Annotated in this window: 13 protein-coding genes and 1 pseudogene; 7 read left to right on the top strand and 7 right to left on the bottom strand. The window is 64.9% G+C overall.

The features are described 5' to 3' along the window. The first annotated feature begins 93 nt into the window (after positions 1-93). From ABIG06_RS24480 to ABIG06_RS24470, 3 genes and pseudogenes are all read left to right on the top strand, one after another. On the top strand, positions 94-873 hold the full coding sequence (locus tag ABIG06_RS24480) for an enoyl-CoA hydratase (RefSeq protein ID WP_124160792.1): 780 nt from the start codon (positions 94-96) through the stop codon (positions 871-873). A gap of 186 nt (positions 874-1,059) precedes the next feature. Then, a complete protein-coding gene (locus tag ABIG06_RS24475; protein WP_370138898.1) occupies positions 1,060-2,490 on the top strand; it encodes a TolC family outer membrane protein in 1,431 nt (476 codons plus the stop codon). Positions 2,491-2,681: 191 nt separating this feature from the next. After that, positions 2,682-3,643, top strand: a pseudogene (locus ABIG06_RS24470) (amidohydrolase family protein). 3 nt (positions 3,644-3,646) lie between these two features. Here ABIG06_RS24470 and ABIG06_RS24465 read toward each other — a convergent pair. The 3 genes from ABIG06_RS24465 to ABIG06_RS24455 all read right to left on the bottom strand — a co-directional run bounded on the left by ABIG06_RS24465 (position 3,647) and on the right by ABIG06_RS24455 (position 9,582). Further along, the gene (locus ABIG06_RS24465; protein ID WP_370138897.1) at positions 3,647-6,763 is read right to left on the bottom strand and encodes an efflux RND transporter permease subunit; all 3,117 of its coding nucleotides are present in this window, start codon (positions 6,761-6,763) and stop codon (positions 3,647-3,649) included. A gap of 29 nt (positions 6,764-6,792) precedes the next feature. Then, positions 6,793-8,037 carry an efflux RND transporter periplasmic adaptor subunit gene (locus tag ABIG06_RS24460; protein ID WP_124160788.1) on the bottom strand — a complete coding sequence of 415 codons (1,245 nt, stop codon included), beginning with the start codon at positions 8,035-8,037 and terminating at the stop codon, positions 6,793-6,795. A 144-nt stretch (positions 8,038-8,181) separates the two neighbouring features. Further along, complete coding sequence (locus tag ABIG06_RS24455; RefSeq protein WP_424578397.1) at positions 8,182-9,582, bottom strand: CoA transferase; 1,401 nt, start codon at positions 9,580-9,582, stop codon at positions 8,182-8,184. Between the two features lie 56 nt (positions 9,583-9,638). Between ABIG06_RS24455 and ABIG06_RS24450 the strand changes: the two genes are divergently transcribed. Then, positions 9,639-9,926, top strand: coding sequence for a hypothetical protein (locus ABIG06_RS24450; RefSeq protein WP_124160822.1), 288 nt, complete (start codon positions 9,639-9,641; stop codon positions 9,924-9,926). 183 nt (positions 9,927-10,109) lie between these two features. Then, entirely contained in the window at positions 10,110-10,880 is a 771-nt protein-coding gene (locus tag ABIG06_RS24445) for an SDR family NAD(P)-dependent oxidoreductase (protein WP_370138896.1), read from the top strand. A gap of 174 nt (positions 10,881-11,054) precedes the next feature. Here ABIG06_RS24445 and ABIG06_RS24440 read toward each other — a convergent pair whose 3' ends face one another. The 3 genes from ABIG06_RS24440 to ABIG06_RS24430 are packed head-to-tail and all read right to left on the bottom strand — an operon-like array spanning position 11,055 to position 16,886. Then, entirely contained in the window at positions 11,055-14,609 is a 3,555-nt protein-coding gene (locus ABIG06_RS24440) for an error-prone DNA polymerase (protein WP_370138895.1), read from the bottom strand. Then, positions 14,606-16,201, bottom strand: coding sequence for a Y-family DNA polymerase (locus ABIG06_RS24435; protein WP_370138894.1), 1,596 nt, complete (start codon positions 16,199-16,201; stop codon positions 14,606-14,608). Before ABIG06_RS24435 ends, ABIG06_RS24440 begins: the two co-directional genes overlap by 4 nt. Continuing rightward, positions 16,098-16,886, bottom strand: a complete 789-nt coding sequence (locus ABIG06_RS24430) for an ImuA family protein (RefSeq protein WP_370138893.1) — start codon at positions 16,884-16,886, stop codon at positions 16,098-16,100. Before ABIG06_RS24430 ends, ABIG06_RS24435 begins: the two co-directional genes overlap by 104 nt. A gap of 162 nt (positions 16,887-17,048) precedes the next feature. On the opposite strand from ABIG06_RS24430, the gene ABIG06_RS24425 reads away from it, so the two are divergent. Both ABIG06_RS24425 and ABIG06_RS24420 read left to right on the top strand, forming a co-directional pair. Further along, positions 17,049-18,281, top strand: coding sequence for a putative DNA modification/repair radical SAM protein (locus tag ABIG06_RS24425; protein WP_370138892.1), 1,233 nt, complete (start codon positions 17,049-17,051; stop codon positions 18,279-18,281). Further along, complete coding sequence (locus ABIG06_RS24420; protein ID WP_370138891.1) at positions 18,281-19,723, top strand: UdgX family uracil-DNA binding protein; 1,443 nt, start codon at positions 18,281-18,283, stop codon at positions 19,721-19,723. Before ABIG06_RS24425 ends, ABIG06_RS24420 begins: the two co-directional genes overlap by 1 nt. A gap of 103 nt (positions 19,724-19,826) precedes the next feature. Here ABIG06_RS24420 and ABIG06_RS24415 read toward each other — a convergent pair whose 3' ends face one another. Next, a complete protein-coding gene (locus ABIG06_RS24415; protein WP_124160781.1) occupies positions 19,827-20,996 on the bottom strand; it encodes a M20 aminoacylase family protein in 1,170 nt (389 codons plus the stop codon). Between the last annotated feature and the right edge of the window lie 167 nt (positions 20,997-21,163).

Here is a 21,163-nt window from a genome sequence, read left to right as displayed (position 1 = left end):
GCGCCTCTCGTCGCGTTCCGGCGGCCGGTAGCCTCTTGAAGCCCACCGCGCCAGCGGGCACATTGCCTGCCCAATCAAAAGCGTGGGTGGAGCATGAGCACGTTCGAACACATCATCGTCGAGAGCAAAGGCGCGGTCGGCATCGTCAAGCTGAACCGGCCGAAGATGCTCAACGCGCTCTCTTTCGGCGTCTTCCGCGAGATTGCCGCGGCGGTCGACGATCTCGAGGCCGATGACGCCGTCGGCTGCATCGTCGTGACCGGTAACGAGAAGGCCTTTGCCGCCGGCGCCGACATCAAGGAGATGCAGCCCAAGGGCTTCATTGACATGTTCTCCGAGGATTTCGCCGCGATCGGCGGCGACCGCATCGCGCGCTGTCGCAAGCCGACCATCGCCGCGGTCGCCGGCTACGCGCTCGGCGGCGGCTGCGAGCTCGCCATGATGTGCGATTTCATCATCGCCGCCGACACCGCAAAGTTCGGCCAGCCCGAGATCACGCTGGGCACCATTCCCGGCATCGGCGGCACCCAGCGCCTGACGCGCGCGATCGGCAAGTCCAAGGCAATGGATCTCTGCCTCACCGGCCGGATGATGGATGCGGAGGAAGCCGAACGCTCGGGCCTCGTCAGCCGCATCGTACCCGCTGACAAGCTGATGGACGAAGTGATGGCGGCAGCCGAGAAGATCGCCGCGATGTCGCGCCCTGCGGCCGCGATGGCCAAGGAAGCGGTGAACCGCGCCTTCGAGACCACGCTGGCCGAGGGCATGAGCGTCGAGCGTAACCTGTTCCACTCGACCTTTGCGCTCGAGGATCGCTCTGAGGGCATGGCTGCGTTCATCGAGAAGCGCAAGCCGGTGAACAAAAACCGGTAAGGCAAACCGGTCAGGCAGGTGTAAGGCCCTGCCGCGTTCCCGCGGCCCCCTGTGACGGAGCTGCAACAAGCACGGATTTCATGGGGGTTTTTCCCGCGGCAGTTTGCCTGCGGGACCTGGGCTGGTTTAACAGTTAAGACGACCGCCGTCGGCGGGGGCGGACAGCCGGGAATTTCGCGGGAACATATGATTGGGCGTATCGCCAGAGCTGGTCGCGGGGTGACGCGGCATCGATCGGGCGTGGGTCCCGCGTTTGCAACATGGGCCACGCTGGCGCTCTCGTGCGCCCTGCCCTCCGCCGCCTGGGCCGAAGCCCTGCCGGAAGCCCTGTCCAAGGCCTACCAGACCAACCCGCAGCTCAATGCCGAGCGCGCGCGCCAGCGCGCGACCGACGAGAACGTGCCGCAGGCGCTTGCCGGCTATCGGCCGCAGATCCTGGCCAGCCTCAGCGCCGGCCTTCAATCGGTGCGCAATCTGTTGCCCGACAACACCATCCAGACCGCCAACCTGAAACCCTGGATCATCGGCGTCACCGTGACGCAGACCCTGTTCAACGGTTTCCGCACCGCCAACAGCGTGCGGGCCGCGGAACTTCAGGTGCAGTCGGGTCGCGAGGCGCTGCGCAATGTCGGCCAGGGCGTCCTGCTCGATGCGGTCACCGCCTACACCAACGTGCTCGCCAACCAGTCGTTGGTGGAAGCACAGCGCTCCAACGTCGCCTTCCTGCGCGAAACATTGTCGGTCACCCAGCGCCGCCTCAACGCCGGCGACGTCACGCCGACCGACACCGCGCAGGCCGAGGCCCGCCTCAACCGCGGCCTTGCCGATCTCAACGCGGCCGAGATCGCGCTCGCCGTCAGCCAGGCGATTTATGCGCAGGTGGTCGGCAATGCGCCGTCGCAGCTTCGGCCGGCCGAGGCCGTCGACCGCTATCTGCCGAAGAGCCGCGAGGACGCCATGTCGATGGCGATCCGCCAGCATCCGGCGGTGATGGCCGCAAGTTTCGACGTCGATGTCGCCTCCACCAATATCCGCATCGCCGAGGGCACGCTGCTGCCGAGCGCCACCATCCAGGGCAGCGCAAGCAAGAGCCGCAACAACGACCCGACGCTAGGCACCTTCGCCGAAGACCAGGCCTCGATTGTCGCCAACGTCACCGCGCCGATCTACGACGGCGGTCAGGCCGCGGCGCAGACCCGGCAGGCCAAGGAGATCACGGCACAGAGCCGGCTCGTGCTCGATCAGGTTCGCAACCAGGCGCGCACGGCGGCGGTCAGCGCATGGGTTGCCAATGAAGGTGCCAAGGTCACGGTCTCGGCCTCGGAGTCCGAGGTGAAGGCGGCGACCGTCGCGCTGCAGGGCGTGCAGCGCGAGGCGGCCGGCGGACAGCGCACGACCGTGGACGTCTTGAACTCGCAAGCCGATCTGATCCAGGCCAAGGCCCGCCTCATCGGCGCGCAACGCGACCGCGTGATCGCCTCCTACACGCTGCTCAGCGCCATCGGCCATCTCGACGTCAAGACGCTGAACCTGAACACGCCGGACTACCTGCCCGAGGTTCATTACCACCAGGTCCGCGACGCCTGGCACGGCCTGCGCACGCCGTCGGGACATTAGCAGCCGGCGCGCGGCATCTCCAGCGCTCTGCCTCCCTCGCCGTCTTTGACGGTGCCCGGTCGTGCACGTTGACGACTCGCGTCCGCTTGCGAACCTTGTTGAGCAGCTATGCAGCCAAGCGCAGCACCTGACCCGGCTGATCTGATACCGTCCCAGCCGCATTTCCAAAGAACGAAACAGGGAGAGAAGCCATGCACAGCCGACGCAGCATCCTGCTCGCCTCCCTTGCCGCCGGAGTAGCATGACCAGCAAAGCCCGCGCCCGTGCGGCGCAGCCCGCAACGCCGATCAATTTCGACGTCCCGGCGCATGCCTGCGACTGCCACACCCACATTCACGGCGATCCCCAGAGGTTTCCGTTCTTCGCGGGGCGCGTCTATACGCCGGAGCCGGCGAGCCCCGAAGAAATGGCGGCGCTGCACAAGGCGCTGCATATCGAGCGCGTGGTGATCGTGACGCCGAGCGTCTACGGCACCGACAATTCCTCCACCTTGTTCGGCATGAAGGCGCGTGGTGCGACCGCGCGCGGGGTCGCCGTGATCGACGACAGGACCACCGAGGCGCAGCTCGATGCGATGCAGGCGGAAGGCTTCCGCGGCATCCGCATCAATCTGGCGACTGGGGGCATCAACGACACCAATATCGGCCGCGCCCGCTTCACCACAGCCGTCGAGCGCGTGAAGGCGCGCGGCTGGCATGTGCAGCTCTACACCACGCCGGTGATGATCTCTGCGATCAAGGATCTCGTGCTGGCATCGCCCGTGCCCGCCGTGTTCGACCATTTCGGCGGGCTCGAGGCCCCACTTGGGCTGGAGCAACCGGGATTTTCCGACCTGATGGCCCTCGTCAAGTCCGGCAAGGCCTATGTGAAGATCTCCGGCGCCTATCGCTCGTCGAAGCTCGCACCCGACTATCAGGATATGGTGCCCTATGCCCGCGCGCTGATCGCGGCCAATGCGGACCGCATCGTCTGGGGCACCGACTGGCCGCATCCGGATTCCAGCCGCGTCGAGGGACGCAAGCCCACCGACATCGCGCCTCTCTATCAGATCGACGATGGCCGCCTGCTCAACCAGCTTCCGGTGTGGGCGCCGGAGGCGGATGTGCGCAAGAAGATCCTGGTCGACAATCCGGCGCGGCTCTACGGGTTCTGACGGTCAGCGCCCGCTTCGGGAGAAGAACGAGATCAAGACCGGCAAGGTCACCAGGATCACGACCGGCGCCAGCATCATGCCGGTGACGACGACGACCGCGAGCGGCTTCTGCACCTGCGAGCCGATGCCTTCCGATAGTGCCGCCGGCAACAGGCCGACGCCTGCGACGACGCAGGTCATCAGCACGGGGCGGAGCTGAAGCTCGCCGGTGCGCACCACCGCGCTCATGCGGTCCATACCCTCTTCGATAAGCTGGTTGAACTGCGACAGGATGATGATGCCGTCCATCACGGCGATGCCGAACAGCGCGATGAAGCCGATCGCCGCGGAAACGCTGAACGCCGTGCCTGTTATCAGCAGGCCGAGCACGCCGCCGAAGATCGCCATCGGAATCACGCTCATCGCGAGCAGCGTGTCGGTCATCGAGCCGAAATTGAACCAGAGCAGCACGCCGATCAGCGCCAGAGAGATCGGCACCACGATCGACAGCCGCCGGATCGCGTCCTGGAGATTGCCGAACTCGCCGACCCATTCCATGTGCGAGCCCGGAGGCAGCTGCACCTGCTCGGCGATCTTGTCCTGCGCCTCGCGGATGGCGCTGCCGAGATCGCGCTCGCGCACCGAGAACTTGATCGGTAGATAGCGCTCCTGCTGCTCGCGATAGATGTAGGCGGCGCCGGAGACGAGGCTGATGTTGGCGACCTCGCTCAGAGGGATTTGCGTGACGGTGCCGTTCGGACCGGGCGCGCCGATCCGCAAATTCTGGATCGCCTCCGCGCTCCTGCGATATTCCGGCGCAAGACGGACGATGATCGGGAAGTGACGATCGCTGCCCGGCTCGTAGAGATCCCCCGCCGTGTCGCCGCCAATCGCGACCTTGATGGTGGCGTTGATGTCGCCGGGCGCGAGGCCGTAGCGCGCGGCCTTGGCGCGATCGATGTCGATCTGGATGGTCGGCTGCCCGAGCGAGGTGAACACGGCAAGGTCGGTGACGCCCTGTACGGTGGCCAGCACCGACTTGATCTTGTTGGCGGTGTCGGTCAGCGCCTGGAGGTCGCTGCCGAACAGCTTGATCGAGTTCTCGCCCTTCACGCCGGAAACGGCTTCGGAGACGTTGTCCTGGAGATATTGCGAGAAGTTGAACTCGACGCCGGGAAAGCGGTCGTCGAGCTGCTTGAGCAGTTGCGCGGTCAGCTCTTCCTTGTCGCGCGTGCCGGGCCACTGGCTCACGGGCTTGAGCGGCGCGAAGAACTCGGCATTGAAGAAGCCGGCAGCGTCGGTGCCGTCATCGGGACGGCCGTGCTGCGATACGACGGACTCGACCTCGGGCCGGGCACGAATCACCTTGCGCATCTCGTTGACGTAGCTGTTGCCTTCCTGGAGCGAAATGGTCGGCGGCAGCGTGGCACGAATCCAGAGATTGCCCTCCTCCAGCTTCGGCAGGAATTCGAGGCCGAGCAGCCGGCTGAGCGCCACCGTCATCAGCACGAGGCCGACCGCACCGCCGAGGACGATGTTGCGATTGGCGACCGCCCAATACAGCAACGGCGAGTACAACCGGTGCAGGATCAGCATCACCTTCGTCTCGGTTTCCTCGACATGCGCGGGCAGGATGATCGCGGACAGTGCGGGCGTCACCGTGAAGGTGGCGAGCAAGCCGCCGGCGAGCGCATAGGCATAGGTGCGGGCCATCGGCCCGAAGATGTTGCCCTCGACCCCGGACAGGGTGAACAGCGGCAGGAAGGCCGCGATGATGATCGCCGCGGCGAAGAAGATCGAACGCGAGACGTCGGCAGCCGCGCTGAGGATGGCATGGCTCTTCATGCCGAACAGCGTCTCGGGCGATATGTGCTCGGATTCCGAGATCGGCGTCGTCTGCGTCAAGCGGCGGAAGATCGCCTCCACCATGATGACGGTGGCGTCGACGATCAGGCCGAAATCGATCGCGCCGACCGACAACAGGTTTGCCGATTCCCCACGCAGCACCAGGATGATGACGGCGAAGAACAACGCGAACGGAATGGTCGCGCCGACGATCAGCGCGCTGCGAAGATCGCCGAGGAAGATCCACTGCAACAGCACGATCAGCAGGATGCCGACCACCATATTGTGCAGCACGGTGTGGGTGGTGAGATCGATCAGGTCCTTGCGGTCGTAGATGCGCTCGATGCGCACTCCCGGCGGCAGAATGGTGGAGTTGTTGATTTGCTGAACGAGCTGCTCGACCCGTTTGATGGTCGGCGTGCTCTGCTCGCCGCGGCGCATCAGGACGATGCCTTGCACGATATCGTCGTCGTCGTCGAGGCCGGCGATACCGAGACGCGGCTTCTGACCGACGGTGACGGATGCGACGTCCTTGACCAGCACCGGGTTGCCGCCGGTCTGCGCCACCATGGTATTGGCGAGGTCGTCGATCGAGCGGATCAGGCCGACGCCGCGCACCACGGCCGATTGCTGGCCGATATCGACGGTGTTGCCGCCGACATTGACATTGGAATTGCCGACCGCCTGGAGCAGTTGCGGCAGCGTCAGCCCGTTGGCGACCAGCTTGTTGAAATCGACCTGAATCTCGTAGGTCTTGCTCTTGCCGCCCCAGCCGGTGACGTCGATGACGCCGGGCACAGCGCGGAAACGGCGCTGGAGAATCCAGTCCTGGATGGTCTTGAGGTCGAGCACGCTGTAATTGGGTGGGCCGACCAGGCGATAGCGGAAGATTTCTCCGATCGGACTAAGCGGCGAGATCTGCGGCTGCACGTTGCCGGGCAGCGGAGCGAGCTGAGCCAGGCGGTTCAAGACCTGCTGCAACGCCTCGTCATAGGTGTAGGCGAAGGAGAACTGGATTTTGACGTCGGACAGACCGTAGAGCGAGATGGTGCGGATGGTCGTGATGTTCTTCAGGCCCGCGACCTGGGTCTCGATCGGGATCGTGATGTAGCGCTCGATCTCCTCCGCCGACAGCCCCGGGCTCTGCGTCACGATGTCGACCATCGGCGGCGTCGGATCGGGATAAGCCTCGATGTTGAGCTGGTTGAACGCGATCAGGCCGCCGATCAGAACGGCCGCAAACATTCCGACCATCAGGAAGCGCCGGTCGACGGCAAGGGCAACGAGACGATCCATTCAGGTCTTCAACTTCTTGGGGTCGTCGATCAGCTGCCGGAGGCCGCACGGTCGATGAACAGGCTGCCCTTGGTGATAATCTGCTCGCCGGGCTTGAGATTGCTGGTGACCTCGACGAGGTTGCCGTTGATGAGACCGATCTTGATCTGACGCAGCTCGACCGACTTGTCCTCGCGCGCGACCCAGATACGGACGTTGTCGGCTTCATAGATCAACGCCTGCTTCGGCACTGCCGGCGCGGCGCGGTCGCCGGCCGAATAGATCGTGACGTTGGCGAACATCTCCGGCTTCAGCAGGCCGTCCTTGTTGTCGATGGTCGCGCGAACCAGAAGGCGGCGGGTGCCGGGGTCGATCGCAGCGGCGACGTAGTTGATCCTGGCGGTGAACGGATGGCCTGGGAGCGCCATCACGTTGACGGCGATGTCCTGGCCGATGCACACCGCGGCTGCGTCGCTCTCGCGCACGAAGGCGGTGAGCCAGACCGTGGAGAGATCGCCGATCACGAAGACCGGATCGCTGGCGCCGGAATTGACGTACTGCCCGGGCCCGATCTTGCGCTGCACGACCGTGCCGGAGATCGGCGAATAGATCGTGACCTCCCGATTGATCGTGCCCTTGTCCTGGAACGCCTTGATGGTCTCGTCCGTGAAGCCGAGGATGCGAAGCTTGTTGCGCGCAGCTTCCAGCGCCGTCACCGAGGAGCGCATGTCGTTCTGCGCCTGGACCTGGGTTGCTTCCGCCTGCTGATAGTCCTTCAGCGGAATGGCATGGCCCTCATAGAGGTCCTTGGCGCGCTTGAACTGGATGTCGGAAAGCTCGAGCGCAGACTTCGCCTTGTTCTGCGAGGTCATCGCCGCGATGAAATCGTTCTGGGCCTGCACGGTGTCGGCGGCCTCGATCGTAAACAGCGGTTGACCTTGTTTCAGCATCTCGCCCGGCTTGGCCAGCAGCTTGGTGACCCGGCCGGCATAGGGCGAGAATACCGGCGTCGAGCGGTCCTCGTCGACCGCGACCTTGCCCTCGGTGACATACTCGGCTCGGAAGCTCTTGGCCTTGACCGGCTCGATCGTCAGCGTCGCCCATTCGGACGGCGTGGGCGTGAAGGTCTGCGCATTTCTGCGCGACTGGCTGGAAATCTCGGAGTGCTTTTTTTGCTTTGGCCCCGAAGAATGGAAGCCGTAGGCACCGGCGCCTGCAAGAGCTAGTAAAACTACGGATGTGATCACCCGTTGTTTTGTAATCACGTGCAATCGCTTGGTATTCTCAACTACCATGGGTCCCGGTCGTGTCTGCGACGATCTCGGCAAATGCTGCCTCATCGGTCGCGCTAATAGTGCCGAATTGGGATTTCAAACAACCTTAAAAACGCTGGGTCTCTTGCGGTTTGCGTTAAAGTTTTGCGACATGTCAGCTTCATGTCAGCTTCGCGCAGGCCATTGCGCAGGATGACTGCCGAGTGGCATCGCAGGACGGCTCCATTGTGCCGGCGTCTTCGACAGCACTGCTGAATGACGCACCGCCTTCAACGTCCCGAACGCAGATGGCATGCTTTCGATGAACGCAGCATGTACGGCCTCGCCCGTAAGATCCGGGGTGTTCAGCCCACCGTCCAGCCGGCCGAGATTCCACAACCATCGCCCGGTCTGCGCCAGCGAGACGCGCACGTGCCAGCTGCCGCCTTCGCGGGCCTGGCGTGCCCTGGCCATCATCGCGCCGAACGCCATCAGATAGCCGGTGGCGTGGTCGAGGATCTGCGCCGGCAATTCCTTGGGAGTGTCGATGCCGGAAGCCTGCCCCTCGGCGTGATTGAAGCCGGTCGTGGTCTGCACCAGCGAGTCGAAGCCGCGACGCTCGGCCCAGGGGCCGGCGTGGCCATACGCCGACAACGTGACATAGACGATGCCGGGATTGATTTGCGCGGCGTCCTCCGGTGCGAAGCCGAGGGCGGCGAGCGCACGCGGACGATAGCCTTGCGAGAAGATGTCGGCGTCCTTCAACAGCTCGCGCAGCTGCTTCCGCCCGGCTTCGCTCTTCAGCTCGATGAAGGTGGTAAGCTTGCCGCGGCCGGTATCGATGTTGAGCCAGGGAATCGCGGGCAGCTCCGGCCCTGACACCAGCAGCACGTCCGCGCCGTGCGCGGCGAGCGTGCGGCCGGCGACGGGGCCCGCGATGACGCGGGAGAGATCGAGCACACGAAGACCTGAGAGCGGGCGATCGCCTGTTGGCCACGGCTTCGGCGGCGCCTCGCCGATTCTCTCGATCGAGACCAGCGGCAATTGCGCGAGCGCACGCGCCTGCGGCAAGGCGGACCATTCGTCGTAGGACCGCATCAGCGCGACAACGCCGCCTGCTGCGTAAGCCGCGGTTTCGAAATCCTCCCCCCTCCATTGCATCAATGCCGCCTGCACCTTCTCGCGCTCCGCCTCGCAGCCGAGCACCTCGCAGACGGCGTCGCGGTGATGCGGGAAATTGGTGTGGCAGCGAACGAAACGGCCATCGCCGGTCCTGTAAACGCCGGCAATCGCGTCCCAGGCCGGCGGCGGCGGCTTGTCGTCGACGCGCAGATAGCGCTCGGAACGACATTCGGCGACGGCGTGGCGCATGTCGACGGAGACGTCCTGCGTCTCGCCGCCGCGCAGTCGCCGGATTTCGGCGGCGGCGAGCCCCGCGGCAGCTATCGTCGTCTGGCCGGCGACGGCGACACGAAACGAGGATGGGATTTGTGGCTCGGTGCCGGTCAGCCGCACGCGATCGAGCGCGGCCGCATCACCGCCGGCGGAGGTCCAGATACCCTTCAGAATGTCGGCGGGGCTTTGCATGACCGCTTCTCTCGCTTTAGCTTCGCAACCATCCCATTAGCATGGAAAGGACTGCAATGGCCGCCATCGATCCTCTCACCGCAGGCGCCGTGTTCGTCGCGACGGCGGCCACCGACGCGGTCTATGTGATGTTCACCTCGGCGGTGATCGCGCGCAAGCGCGTGCCGGCGGCGAACTGGAGCGCGGTCTGGTACCTGCTCTCCTCCTACGCCGTGATCAGCTACACCGATAACGCGTTCTATGTCGCGTTCGCGGCGATCGGCTCCTGGGCCGGCGCCTATGCGTCGCTGACCTTCCTGCACCGCCCGCCCGGCGGACCGCCGGTGGGGGCCGCGCCGGAGTGAGGTCTCTCCGCGTCATTGCGAGAGGCCCTTGCGACGAAGCAATCCAGACTGTTGCTGCGGATGCAGTCTGGATTGCTTCGCGGAGCCGTCATTGGGCCTGGCTTTGCGCGGACCCGTTGGTGGAGGCTTCTGGGCGTCCCTCGAAACAGCTACACTCTCTCATCAACAAGAAGGAGCCAAACAATGGATCTCGGTCTCAAAGGCAAGAACGCCATCGTCCTCGGCGGCACGCGCGGCATCGGGCGGGCGATTGCGGCGACGCTGGCCGGTGAAGGCGCCAATGTCGCGGTGTGCGCGCGCAACGCCGATCAGGTTGCGGCCACCGTGGGCGAGTTGAAGGCGAGCGGTATCAAGGCCACCGGCAGCCCGGTCGACGTCACCGACGGCGCAGCACTGAAATCCTGGATCGAGAATGCTGCAAAGGAGCTCGGCGGCGTCGACTTGCTGTTCTCCAACGCCGGCGCGATGGCGCAAGGCGGCGATCCCGCGTCCTGGGAGCAGAATTTCCGGCTCGACGTGCTCGGCGCCGTGCATGCGTTCGATGCCGCGCGGCCGTTCCTCGAAGCCAGCGGCGCGAGCCGCGGCGACGCGGCCTTCGTGATCATCTCGTCGATCGCCGCGGCGCAGGCGGACGCAGCCAGCTCCTACGGCCCGATCAAGGCCGCGCTGATCCACATGGCCAAGGGACTGGCCCGGCAATATGCAAAAAAGAACATCCGGGTCAACGTGGTCTCGCCCGGCACGGTCTATTTCAAGGGCGGCGTCTGGGAGATGATCGAGCAGAACATGCCCGAGCGCTACAAGGATGCGATGAGCCGCAACCCGACGGGACGCATGGCAACGCCCCAGGAGATCGCGAGCGCGGCGGTGTTTCTGGCAAGCCCGGTGTCGGGATTCACGACGGGATCCAATCTCGTCGTGGACGGCGCGATCTCGAACCGCGTGAATTTCTAGAACGTTCGTTCCGGCGCTCCCTCCGCCGTCGTGGCCGGGCTTGTCCCGACCATCGACGCCGCACCGCACACACCGAGAGGCGTGGATGCCGGGCTCAAGCCAGGGCGTGATAGGCTGTGGGCGTCGCGTGCGATCGCTTCAACGATCTCGTGGGCGGCATCCCGCGCCGCAGCCTCAATGGAAATCCCGCGACGGCGGCAGGATGCGGACGTTGCGAGGGTGGCGGATTTTTTGCGCCGGGGCGTCGGGATGAGCGCGAGGGTCGTCGTTGAGCGGTTCGACCACGGTGGCGCCTGCCGGTACCGGATGCTTGCGGCTTAAGGCATCGTTGGCCAATCCGACCAGATCATGAGAGCGGTCGACCATGCGCTGGGCGATGAGATGCGTCACCTTTTCAGGGCTGCTCTGGATATAACCTTCGACCAGGATGAGGCGCGCACCCATCACCTCCTTGCGGTACTGTTCCATGATCTTGGGCCACACCACGACATTGGCGATACCGGTTTCGTCCTCAAGCGTCATGAACACGACGCCGCTGGCGCTGCCCGGCCGCTGCCGGACCAAGACCACGCCGGCACAGCGGACGCGGCGTCGCTCGTTCTCGTGGCTGATGTCCTTGCAGGCGACGATGCGCTCGCGCGTAAACATCTCGCGCAAAGATTCCATCGGGTGGCCCTTCAGCGACAGGCGGATAGTCTGGTAGTCCGCGACCACCTGCTCGGCGCGCGGCATCACCGGCAGCGGCTTGGCGTGCTCATCCGGCTGTTCGCGCGCGGTCGCCGCCTCGAACAGCGGCAGCGGCACGTCGTCGGGCAACCGCCGCACCTGCCACAGCGCCTCGCGGCGATCGAGCCCGAGCGATCGGAACGCGTCGGCATCCGCGAGCAGGATCAGCGCGCGCTTGGGCAGGCCGGTGTCGCGGGCGAAGTCTTCGAGCGAGGTGAAGGGACGGCGGTTGCGGGCGGCGACAATGCGGTCGGCCCAGTCGAGTTCAGCTTTTTCAACGCGCATCTGGTCCAGGGCCGCACGGGAGATGGATAGGTTCCCTCCCCCCTTGCGGGGGAGGGTTAGGGAGAGGGGTGAGCCGCGCGGACGCTGGTCGTGGCTTACCCCTCTCTCCAACTCTCCCCCGCAAGGGGGGAGAGAGCCCAACCGTTCGTGCGTCCCTGACTCGTGTTCATCAACGCTTCGCTTGCGCAGCGCCTTGGCCCGCTTCAAGCGCTCCTCATCCTCGTCCAGCCAGTGGAATCCGTCGATCTGGCGAAAGCCCAGGCGCACGGCGCAGAATTTGCCGCTCCCCTCCTCCAGCGTGTTCTGCGCAAAGCTGTAGGACACGTCGATGTCGCGAACCTCGACGCCGTTCTTGCGGGCATCGCCGACGATCTGCGCAGGCGCATAAAACCCCATCGGTTGCGAGTTCAACAAGCCGCAGCAGAATGCGTCGGGATGGTAGTGCTTCAGCCACGACGAAATGTAGACCAGTTGCGCAAAGCTCGCGGCATGGCTCTCAGGAAAACCGTAGGAGCCAAATCCCTTGATCTGGTCGAAGCAGCTTCTGGCGAAATTGGGGTCATAGCCGCGCGCCACCATGTTGCCGATCAGCTTCTCCTCGTACTGGCCGATGGTGCCGACATTGCGGAAGGTCGCCATCGAGCGGCGCAGGCCGTTGGCTTCCTCGGACGTAAAATGTGCAGCCTCGATCGCAATGCGCATCGCCTGCTCCTGGAACAGCGGGACGCCGAGCGTCTTGTGCAGCACCTTGTAGAGCTCGTCCTTGTCACCATGCTCCGGCGACGGCGAGGGATAGCTCACCTTCTCAAGTCCGTTCCGCCGCCGCAAATACGGATGTACCATGTCGCCCTGGATCGGCCCGGGGCGCACGATCGCGACTTCGATGACGAGATCGTAGAAGGTCCGCGGCTTGAGGCGCGGCAGCATGTTCATCTGCGCGCGGCTCTCGACCTGGAACACGCCGAGCGATTCCCCGGCACACAGCATGTCGTAAACCCTGGGATCGTCCTGCGGGATGCTCGCCAGCACAAAACGCTCGCCCTTGTGCTGGTCGATCAGATCGAAACATTTCCGGATGCAGGTCAGCATGCCCAGCGCCAGCACGTCGACTTTCATCATGCTGAGCGCGTCGACGTCGTCCTTGTCCCATTCGATGAAGGTGCGATCGTCCATCGCGGCATTGCCGATCGGCACATAGGTGTCGAGCCGGTCCTGCGTCAGTACATAGCCGCCGACATGCTGGGAGAGATGGCGCGGGAATTCGATCAGCTCGGTCGCAAGCTCGACCGCGAGGTTGATCATGGGATTGTTGGGATCGAGCCCGGCCTGCCTGACCTGCATGTCGTTGAGGCCCTTGCCCCAGCTGCCCCAGACGGTGTCGGCGAGCGCGGCGGTGACGTCCTCGGTCAGGCCCAGCGCCTTGCCGACGTCGCGGATGGCGCTGCGCGGGCGATAATGGATGACGGTGGCGATGATCGCGGCACGGTGGCGGCCGTAGCGCCGATAGACATACTGCATCACCTCCTCGCGCCGCGAATGCTCGAAATCGACGTCGATGTCGGGCGGCTCCAGCCGCTCCTTGGAGATGAAGCGCTCGAACAACAGATCGACCTTGGTCGGATCGACCGAGGTGATGCCGAGCACATAGCACACGGCCGAGTTCGCCGCCGAGCCGCGGCCCTGGCACAAAATGTTCTGGCTGCGCGCGTAGTGGACGATGTCGTGCACGGTGAGAAAGTAATGCGCGTATTTCAGCTCGGCGATCAGCGCGAGTTCCTTCTTCAGCGTCGCGCGCAGCTTGTCGTCGATCTCGCCGCCGAAATATTTGTCGACCCCCGCCCAGGTCAGGTCCTCCAGATGCCCCTGCGCGGTCTTGCCCGGCGGCACCGGCTCGTCCGGATATTGGTATTTGAGCTGGTCGAGCGAGAAGTCGATCCTGTCCGCAAAGCGCATGGTCTCCGCGATCGCTTCAGGAAAATCGCGGAACAGCCGCGCCATTTCGCGTGGAGTCTTCAGAAAACGTTCGGCATTGGCTTCCAGCTTCCTCCCGATCGCGGCGATCGTGGTCTTTTCCCGGATGCAGGTCAGCACGTCCTGCAGCGGACGGCGGCCGGGATCGTGATACAGCACCTCGTTGGTCGCGAGCAGCGGCACCTTTGCCTTGGCGGCGAGATCATCGAGCCGCGCCAGGCGGCGCCGGTCGTCGCCGCGATAGATTAGGCTCGCGGCCAGCCACACGCCTTCGGCGTCCCCCGCCTTCAGCCGCGCAAGAACATCCAGCGCCTGCGCCGGGTCAAAGCGATGCGGCAGCGTCAGGATGAGCAATTGGCCTTCCGAAAATTCCAGGAGATCGGCAAAAGTGAGACGGCACTCGCCCTTCTCGATCCGCGTGATGTCGTCGCCGCGCTTGCCCCGGGTGAGAAGCTGGCACAGCCGGCCATAGGCCGCGCGATCGCGCGGATAGACCAGGATGTCGGGAGTGCCGTCGACGAAGACGATGCGGGCGCCGATCAAAAGCTTCGGCTTGTGCAGCACCTTGTCATTGTCGAGCTCCTTGTAGGCCCGCACCACGCCGGCGAGCGTATTGTGATCAGCGATACCGATCGCGGGGATGCCGAGGATGCTGGCCTGATGCACATAGGCGCGCGGATCCGAGCCGCCGCGCAGGAAGGAGAAATTGGTGGTGATGCCGATCTCGGCATAGCTAAGCGTATTCATGCGAAGAGACCGTGCACATACCAGCCGGGAGGAACGGGCTTGCCGTCGGCATCGAAGCACTCTCCCTCATAAAGTCCGTCGCGAAAGATCCAGAAGCGCAGGCCGTCGGAGTCCTCGATGCGGAAATAGTCCCGCGTCAGCTGCTTGCCGTTCTGCCGCCACCATTCCATCGCGACACGCTCGGGCCCTTCCACCCGCACCACCGCATGCAGCGCGCGGCGCCAGGTGAATTGATGCGGCGGACCATCAGGCACGGTCGCGAACGGCACCTTGATCGGCTCCGGCTTGTCGAACAGCCGCAAGGGGCGCAGCGGCGGCTCGCTCTCGGCACGCGCCGGCCATTCGGCTTGCATGGCAGCCGTGAGATGATGCTGCGCCGGCGCGGCCAGCACCGCGCTTTCAGGGATATGGGTGTCCTGCGGCAGGTGCACGACGACGCGCTTTCCGCCGATGCGCGCGGCGATGCGGTCGATCAGCGCAGCAATCTCGTCATTGTCATGGACATGCGCATCGAGATCGCGCTGCTCCTGCACCACGATCTCGGTGCGGCTCGCCGACAGCCGCACCATGTCGAAGCCGAAGCCGGGATCGAGCGGATCGGCGAGCGCATCGAGCCGTTCGCGGAACAGCCGGTCGATCACGTCGCTTCGCGTTACCGGACGTCCGGTCTCGACCATGATCGCGCGCACCACGCCGTCGGTGCGGAAGAACGCCGCTTCGAGACGGCGCGCGCCCTTGCCCTGTTTCTCCATGGAGGCGATCAACGTGTCGGCGAGCCGCGACAGCGTCATCGCAATCATGGTGTCGGTCGCGATCGGCTCGGCGAAGCGCTTCTCCACGATGTAATCGGGCAGCGGCTTGCGCGGGTTGATCGGCGCATCGCCCTGTCCCAGCGCATGCGCGAGCAGCGTGGAGAAGCGCGCGCCGAACCGCGCGGTGATCTCGCCCGGCGCGCGCGCGGCGACATCGCCGATGGTCTTCAGGCCGGCGCGGCGCAGGCCGGTGGTGATGACCTCGCCCGCACCAAGCGCGGACACCGGAAATGCGCTGATCGCCGCCGCCTCTTCGCCATCCGCGACGATGGTGCCTGAGGCCTGCCGCGTCAGCGTGCGCGCACAGACCGAGGTCCCGGCGATCGCGGCGCTGACGGCAAAGCCCTGGCGGGCCAGCGCGCGGACCAGCGTCGTGAGCAGCGCGGCCTCGCCGCCGAACAGATGCGCGCAGCCGGTGATATCGAGGAACAGCCCGTGCGGCGGATCGAGCGCCACCAGCGGCGTGAAGCGGTCGCACCAGTCGGCGATATCGCCGAGCGTCTTCGCATCGGCCACGACATCGGCATCGAACACCTTCAGGTCAGGACACATCGCCCGCGCATTGGCCAGGGGTTGGCCGATGTACAGGCCGAGGCGCTCGGCGGCCTCGTCCAGCGCATGGATCACCAGCGCATTGTTGTCCTTGATGACGACGATGCTGGGCTCATGATTGGCTTTACCCAGCCCGGCGCTGCCGAAAAACCGCTGGAGCCGGTCGATGGGCAGGCGCGGCAGCCACAGGCTGAGGATACGTCGACGGTTCACTGAACTGGCACTCATCACAATTCCATTCCATGATCCACCGGCCGCACGGGCCATGACGATTGCGCAAGAGCTCGGCATCGAAGCGCGGCGCGCCCCATGTGCTCCATGCCTGCCCCGGCGGTGAATGTGCCGCGCGCAGCATCCATCGCGTCTCCGCAGTCGAGGGTAAAGGTTGTGCGGCCATGCGCAGGAGCAACCCGGCGACGCCGGAAGATTGCGCGGCGAGCGTCAGCTTGCGGCTCGCCACGAGATCGAACTGTCTGATCTCGCCCCAGAGCTCGAGCACGACGGCGCCCAGCGCATCGCAGGCGAGCGCATCGGCCGAGGTGCGTAGCGCGCTCTCGACATCGGCGGCGCGCACCATCACCACCCGGCGCGGATCGAAGCCGAGCTCGGATAGCCCGCTCATCGACAGCGCACCCGTCTCGATCTCCGAAAAATCCTGCCGCACCCACAGCAGCGGCCGACGCGCGCTCACGCGTCCCGCAAGCCCCATGACGAAGCCGGTCGCGGCAGCGCCCTGACGCCCTTCGCAAAACACCTCGTGGATCGCCGCACGCGCGAGCCCGCCCTTCAGCGCGCTGTCGGCCGCGTTGTGGCCAAGCGCGACGCGATCGCGCGGATGCACGACCTCCGCGGTCTCGATGCGCTCGATCTGGCCGCGCAAGATCGCAAGCGCGCTTCCACGTGCGCCGCTCATGCTCGCCGCTCCTTCAGAGATTGATGCCGTGGTCCTCAAAAGAAGAACCAACGGCTGGCTCATTTGTTCATGATATGTTCTAATATAAAGCTAACGAGACCAGAAGAGTCAATCGAATTGGCGCTCAATCGGATTCATGAGCTGAATCAAAGGGATTCCAGGATGGACGTACAACGCAAGCTGGAGATTCTGGCGGACGCCGCCAAATACGACGCATCCTGTGCCTCCAGCGGCACCGAGAAGCGGGATTCCAGCGACGGCAAGGGCATGGGCTCGACCGCGCCCGGCATGGGCATCTGCCACTCCTATGCGCCGGACGGACGCTGCATCTCCCTGCTCAAGGTGCTGCTGACCAATGCCTGCAATTACGATTGTCTCTATTGCGTCAACCGCGCCTCCTCGAACGTAGCGCGCGCCCGCTTCACCATCGACGAGGTCGTCAAGCTGACGCTCGACTTCTACCGGCGCAACTACATCGAGGGCCTCTTCCTCTCCTCCGGCATCATCCGCAGTCCCGATTACACCATGGAGCAGGTGGTGAGCGTCGCGCGCAAACTGCGCGAGGAGCATCACTTCCGCGGCTACATTCACCTGAAGACCATTCCCGAAGCCGACGACGCGCTGATCGCGGAGGCCGGCAAATATGCCGACCGCCTCTCCATCAATATCGAGATGCCGCAGGAGACCAGCCTGCAGCAATTCGCGCCGGAGAAGGACGTCCGCGCGATCCGCCGCACCATGGGCCGGCTGCGGCTGAAGCTGGACGAGGCCGAGGACAGCCGCAGCACGAAGAAGGCCAAGCCGCAGCGCTTCGCGCCGGCCGGCCAGAGCACGCAGATGATCGTCGGCGCCGACGCGGCCTCCGATCACACCATTCTCCACACCAGCGCCAATCTCTACGGCGCCTACCGCCTGCGGCGCGTCTATTACTCCGCCTTCAGCCCGATCCCCGATGCCAGCCGCGCCCTGCCCCTGCGGGCGCCGCCCTTGCTGCGCGAGCACCGGCTCTACCAGGCCGACTGGCTGATGCGGTTCTACGGCTTCGATGTCGGCGAGATCGTCGACGACAGCGCGATGCTGCCGCTCGACATCGATCCCAAGCTCGCCTGGGCACTGCGCCATCGCGACCGCTTCCCGCTCGACGTCAACCGCGCCAGCCGCGAGGAGCTGCTGCGGGTGCCGGGCTTCGGCACCAAGGCGGTCGAACGCATCATCGCGACGCGGCGCACCACCACGATCCGCCTTGCCGATCTCGCGCGGCTGCACGTGCCCCGCAACAAGGCGCTGCCGTTCATCGTCCTCAGCGATCACCGCCCCTCGCCACATCGGCTCGAAGAGGCGCGGCTGATCGAACGGTTCAAGCCGAAAGCAATGCAACTCGGATTTGGCTTCTGATGCAGTACATCACACTCGACACCGAAACCGATTTCGACGGCTGGCGCAAAGCCGCCCGCACGCTCGTTCTACATCATGTGGAGCCGCGCGATGTCACCTGGACCGTGCGAGGTGGCGAAGCGGAGTTGTTCGCGCCACCCTCGCCGTCTCCGATCCTCGAAGCGAATGACGGCACCTTCAACGTATCAGCAAAATTCATCGAGCTGGCCAAGGCCGCAATCCTGCACCGTGATATCAAGCGTTTTGCGATCCTCTATCGCCTGCTCTGGCGATTGAAGGACAATCACGACCTCATCGAGGTTGCGACCGATCCTGATGTCGCGCAGGTCACGGCCATGGCAAAGGCGGTCCATCGCGACGAGCACAAGATGCACGCCTTCGTCCGTTTCCGCGAGATCGGCCGGGAACGCCAGGCACACTACGTCGCTTGGTTCGAGCCGGAGCATCACATCGTCGAGCTCGCCGCGCCGTTCTTCGCCAAGCGCTTTTCCGACATGCCGTGGTCGATCCTGACACCGGACCTCTGCGCGCATTGGGATGGCCACGCACTTTCGTTCACATCCGGCGTCAGCAGGAGCGAAGCACCGCGCGAAGACCGGCTGGAAGAAACCTGGCGGCGCTATTACGCCAGCATCTTCAATCCAGCCCGTCTCAAGGTGAAGGCGATGCAGGCCGAAATGCCAAAAAAATATTGGAGGAACCTGCCCGAGGCTTCGATCATTAAGCCCTTGATCGAGGACGCCGAACGCATGACCGGTGCTATGATCGCCAATGCCGCAACCGATCCGCGCAAGCCTCAGAAGCGGCCGGAGGCTCCGATGAAACGCAAGCCAGCTGTCGACGATCTCGAAGCGCTCCGCGAGGAGGCCGCGCATTGTCGCGCCTGCCATCTCTATAAGGACGCAACCCAGACCGTGTTCGGCGAAGGGCCGAGGAATGCCAACATCATGCTGGTCGGCGAGCAGCCCGGCGACAAGGAAGACCTCGCCGGCCATCCCTTCGTCGGCCCGGCCGGCCAGATGCTCGACCGCGCGCTGGAGGAAGCCGGCGTCGACCGCAAGAAGGTCTACGTCACCAACGCGGTCAAGCACTTCAAATTCGTGCCACGTGGAAAAATTCGCCTGCACCAGAAGCCGAACACACCTGAGATCCGGGCCTGCCGGCAATGGTACGAACGGGAAGTTGCGGCGATCCAGCCCGATCTCATCGTGGCGATGGGAGCAACCGCCGCGCAAAGCGTGTTCGGCAAGATCACCCCGATCGGCAAGAACCGCGGCCGGCTGATAGACCTTCCCGACGGACGCAAAGCACTCGTGACGGTGCATCCGTCCTATCTGCTGCGGCTGCCCGATCCTGAAGCCAAGGCGCTGGAATATCGGCGCTTTGTCGAGGATCTGAAGATCGCCGCTGCCTTGCAGAAGAAGGCCGCCCGGGCTGCCTGATGTCCCGGCCCTTTTCAGGTCGTCATTCCGGGGCGGCCGCAGGGCCGACCCCGGAATCTCGATATTCCGGCTTCGCCTCTGGCGCCCGGGATGACGTCGGTGGTCAGGCCGCGAGCGATTCCTCGATCAGCTTGACCCAGTAGGACGTGCCGTAGACGATCGCCTCGTCATTGAAATTGTAGGCGGGGTGATGCAAGCCGGCGCTGTCGCCGTTGCCGCAGAAGATGAAGGCGCCGGGCCGCGCTTCGAGCATGTAGGCGAAATCCTCGCCGCCCATCAGCGGCGCCATGTCGTGCACATTGGCCTCGCCCGCGACCTGCTCGGCGACGCGCCGCGCCACTTCGGTCTCCGCCGCATGATTGTTCACGACCGGATAATTGCGCTTGTAGCGCAGGTCGATCTTGGCGCCCGTGATCTGCGCAACGCCTGCCACGACTTCGTGCACGCGCTTCTCGACCAGCTTGCGCACCTCCGGCGTCAGCGTGCGGATCGTGCCTCGCAGCGTCGCGGTCTGCGGAATGACGTTACGGGCGTTGCCGGCGTGGAATTCGCAGATCGAGATCACGGCCGATTCAAGCGGATCGACGCTGCGCGCGACGATCGACTGCAGTGCCGTGATCACCTGCGCACCGACCAGCACGGAATCGACGCATTTGTGCGGACGCGCGGCGTGGCCGCCGACGCCCTCGATCATGATGTCGACCTCGTCGGTCGCTGCCATGATCGGACCCGGGCGGATCGCGAACGAGCCGATCGGGATGCCCGGCCCGTTGTGCATGCCGTAGACCTGGTCGATGCCGAAGCGTTCCATCAGGCCGTCCTTGACCATGGCCGCACCGCCGGCGCCGCCCTCCTCGGCGGGCTGGAAGATCACCACCGCATCGCCGGCGAAGTTGCGGGTTTCGGCGAGATAGCGGGCGGCCCCTAGCAGCATCGCAGTATGGCCGTCATGGCCGCAGGCGTGCATCTTGCCGGGGCTCTTGGAGGCGTAAGGTAGATTGGTCTGCTCCTCGACCGGCAGCGCGTCCATGTCGGCACGCATGCCGATCACCTTGAGCCCCTCGCCAGCCGGCTTGTTGCCCTTGATCACTCCGACCACGCCGGTCTGGCCGAGACCGGTCACGACCTCGTCGCAGCCGAACTCCCGCAGGCGATCCGCGACGAATGCTGCGGTGCGGTGGACGTCGTACAGCAGCTCGGGGTGCTCATGGATGTCCCGCCGCCAGGCCTGGATGTCGGGCTGAAGGTCGGCGACGCGGTTCACGATAGGCATGCAGGGTCTCGAGCTTTGTTGGAATACGACTCTCTACCATGCAAGCGCCGGTCCACCCAACCGGCGGAGGGTCCGGGGTAGCTCTGTTCTCTCGTCATGGCCGGGCTTGTCCCGATCCGCTGCGTCTGCCTATTAGACGGAACGCACAGTGACCATCCGGGTGGAAG

Source organism: Bradyrhizobium sp. USDA 326 (assembly GCF_049739485.1).
Lineage (GTDB): Bacteria > Pseudomonadota > Alphaproteobacteria > Rhizobiales > Xanthobacteraceae > Bradyrhizobium.
Note: the sequence above shows the minus strand (reverse complement) of the source record. Positions and strands in the feature narration are given on the sequence as shown.

Excerpts from the sequence above, each read along its gene's own strand:
- ABIG06_RS24430 (WP_370138893.1), bottom strand. The coding sequence starts at position 16,886 with ATGAGCGGCGCACGTGGAAGCGCGCTTGCGATCTTGCGCGGCCAGATC.
- ABIG06_RS24445 (WP_370138896.1), top strand. The coding sequence starts at position 10,110 with ATGGATCTCGGTCTCAAAGGCAAGAACGCCATCGTCCTCGGCGGCACG.
- ABIG06_RS24460 (WP_124160788.1), bottom strand. The coding sequence starts at position 8,037 with ATGGTAGTTGAGAATACCAAGCGATTGCACGTGATTACAAAACAACGG.
- ABIG06_RS24440 (WP_370138895.1), bottom strand. The coding sequence starts at position 14,609 with ATGAATACGCTTAGCTATGCCGAGATCGGCATCACCACCAATTTCTCC.
- ABIG06_RS24435 (WP_370138894.1), bottom strand. The coding sequence starts at position 16,201 with ATGAGTGCCAGTTCAGTGAACCGTCGACGTATCCTCAGCCTGTGGCTG.
- ABIG06_RS24455 (WP_424578397.1), bottom strand. The coding sequence starts at position 9,582 with ATGCAAAGCCCCGCCGACATTCTGAAGGGTATCTGGACCTCCGCCGGC.
- ABIG06_RS24450 (WP_124160822.1), top strand. The coding sequence starts at position 9,639 with ATGGCCGCCATCGATCCTCTCACCGCAGGCGCCGTGTTCGTCGCGACG.
- ABIG06_RS24425 (WP_370138892.1), top strand. The coding sequence starts at position 17,049 with ATGGACGTACAACGCAAGCTGGAGATTCTGGCGGACGCCGCCAAATAC.
- ABIG06_RS24465 (WP_370138897.1), bottom strand. The coding sequence starts at position 6,763 with ATGGATCGTCTCGTTGCCCTTGCCGTCGACCGGCGCTTCCTGATGGTC.
- ABIG06_RS24420 (WP_370138891.1), top strand. The coding sequence starts at position 18,281 with ATGCAGTACATCACACTCGACACCGAAACCGATTTCGACGGCTGGCGC.
- ABIG06_RS24475 (WP_370138898.1), top strand. The coding sequence starts at position 1,060 with ATGATTGGGCGTATCGCCAGAGCTGGTCGCGGGGTGACGCGGCATCGA.
- ABIG06_RS24480 (WP_124160792.1), top strand. The coding sequence starts at position 94 with ATGAGCACGTTCGAACACATCATCGTCGAGAGCAAAGGCGCGGTCGGC.
- ABIG06_RS24415 (WP_124160781.1), bottom strand. The coding sequence starts at position 20,996 with ATGCCTATCGTGAACCGCGTCGCCGACCTTCAGCCCGACATCCAGGCC.